Raw genomic sequence first — 1,952 nt, 5'->3', positions numbered from 1 at the left:
TCGGTGGGGAGCGGGGGCCAGTCGGCGGCGGGGCGCTGGTCGAGGGTGACCATGGGGCTGTCGAGCATGCCGAGGGTGAGGTCGCGCAGGGGCGGTTCGATGCGGCGGGCGATCTCGGTGCGGGCGAGGTCGGCGGTGACCGGTGCGGTGGAGGCGACGGCGTAGACGGCTTCGAGGGTCTCCGGGACCGGCAGCGTCAGTTGTTCGCCCACCTTTCGATCTGAACGGAGCGGGCGCCGGAAATGATCTGGCGCGGGGGTGACGGTTCCCTATAGGTCGTGCTCGAACCAGACGACCTTGCCGTGCGCGGTGCGGTGGGTGCCCCAGCGGCCGGCGAGGTGGCTGACGAGCTGGAGGCCGCGGCCGGTCTCGTCGGTGGCGGCGGCCGTGCGCAGGTGCGGGAGGTCGGCGCCGTCGTCGTAGACCTCGCAGACGAGGGCGCGCCCCCGGACGAGGCGGAGGCGGACGGCTCCGGCGCCGTGCAGGAGCGCGTTGGTGGCGAGTTCGCTGGCGAGGAGCTGGATCGTGGGGGTGAGGGCGTCGAGCTTCCAGGCGGCGAGCCGGTCGGCGACCTGCGCGCGCGCCCAGCGGACCATGGACGGTTCGGGTTCGAGGTCCCACGCGGCGACGTCGGCGGGCGGGATCCCGTCGAAGCCGACGGCGACGAGGGCGACGTCGTCGACGGGGTTGTCGCTGCCGAGGCCGGCGAGGACGGCGTCGCAGGCGGCGTCGAGGTCGGGGGGCGCGGCGGCGAGGTGGCGGCGGAGCTCGCGGAGGCCCTGGTCGAGGTCGCGGTCGCGGCGTTCGAGCAGCCCGTCGGTGCAGAGGACGAGGCGGGAGCCGTCCTCGACGGGGATCTGGACGGCTTCGAAGGGGGCGCCGCCGACGCCGATGGGGACGCCTTCGGGGAGGTCGAGGACGCGGCTCTCGCCGTCGGGGCCGACGAGGACGGGCGGGACGTGCCCGGCGTTCGCGAGGGTGCAGGTGCGGGCGACGGGGTCGTAGATGGCGTAGAGGCAGGTGGCGAGGTAGTCCTCGCCGAGGCGGCGGGCGAGGCCGTCGAGCTGGCGGAGGAGGCGGCCGGGGCGGGTGTCCTCGCCGGCGAGGGTGCGGACGGCGGTGCGGAGCTGGCCCATGATCGCGGCGGAGGTGAGGCCGTGCCCCATGACGTCGCCGACGACGATGCCGAGCCGGCAGCCGGGGAGCGGGATGGCGTCGAACCAGTCGCCGCCGACCTGGGCGGCCTGCCCGGCGGGCCGGTACCGGTAGCGGACGCGCGCGCCGGCGACGTCGGGCGGGTCGTCGGGGAGCATGCTGCGCTGGAGTTCCTGGGCGACGTGGACCTCGCGGCGGTAGAGGCGCCCGTTGTCGATGCAGAGCGCGCCGCGGCGGGCGAGTTCGCCGAGGAGGGCGAGGTCGACGTCGTCGAAGCCGGGGCGGTCGGGTTTGCGGAGCAGCTTGATGTTGCCGAGGGCGCGGCCGCGGGCGATCAGCGGGACGATCACCAGCGCGCGTCCGGTGTAGAGGGGGCGCAGGTCGCGGTCGGTGAAGGGCGCGGCGAGCCGGTCGGCGCACGCCTTGTCGACGCGGGGCAGGTGGACGGTGCGGCCGGTGCGCATGGCCTGGAGGCAGGCCGTGCCGGGCGGCAGCCGGAGGATCTCGCCTTCGGGGGCGATCTCGTCCCACCGGCCGGGGTCGTCGTTGTGGACGACGCCGACGCGGCGGACGCGGACGGTGTCGGCGATGTCGGCGGCGGGGCCGGCGGAGTCGGCGACGACGTCGAGGAGTTCGACGGCGGCGAAGTCGGCGAGCCGGGGGACGACGGCGGCGGCGAGGGCGCGGGCGGCCTGGAGGTGGTCGAGGGAGCCGCCGACCTGGTCGCCGGCTTCGCCGAGGAACGCGAGGTGCTGCCGGACGGCGTCGGGGCGGGCGGGCGCGACGCCGTCCGGCAG

At 76.1% G+C, this 1,952-nt stretch carries 1 protein-coding gene and 1 pseudogene; both read right to left on the bottom strand.

Annotation, left to right across the window (positions count from 1 at the left end; all coding sequences use genetic code 11):
* Nucleotides 1–212, bottom strand: a pseudogene (locus tag DMH08_RS39330) (hypothetical protein); the annotation flags it as partial.
* A 57-nt stretch (nucleotides 213–269) separates the two neighbouring features.
* A partial coding sequence (locus tag DMH08_RS39325; RefSeq protein ID WP_125621346.1) for an ATP-binding SpoIIE family protein phosphatase occupies nucleotides 270–1,952 on the bottom strand: 1,683 nt, incomplete at its 5' end.

The sequence above is a fragment of the Actinomadura sp. WAC 06369 genome (genome assembly GCF_003947565.1).
Lineage (GTDB): Bacteria > Actinomycetota > Actinomycetes > Streptosporangiales > Streptosporangiaceae > Spirillospora > Spirillospora rifamycini.
The sequence above is the reverse complement of the archived record's forward strand: the minus strand, read 5'-3'. Positions and strand labels throughout refer to the sequence as shown.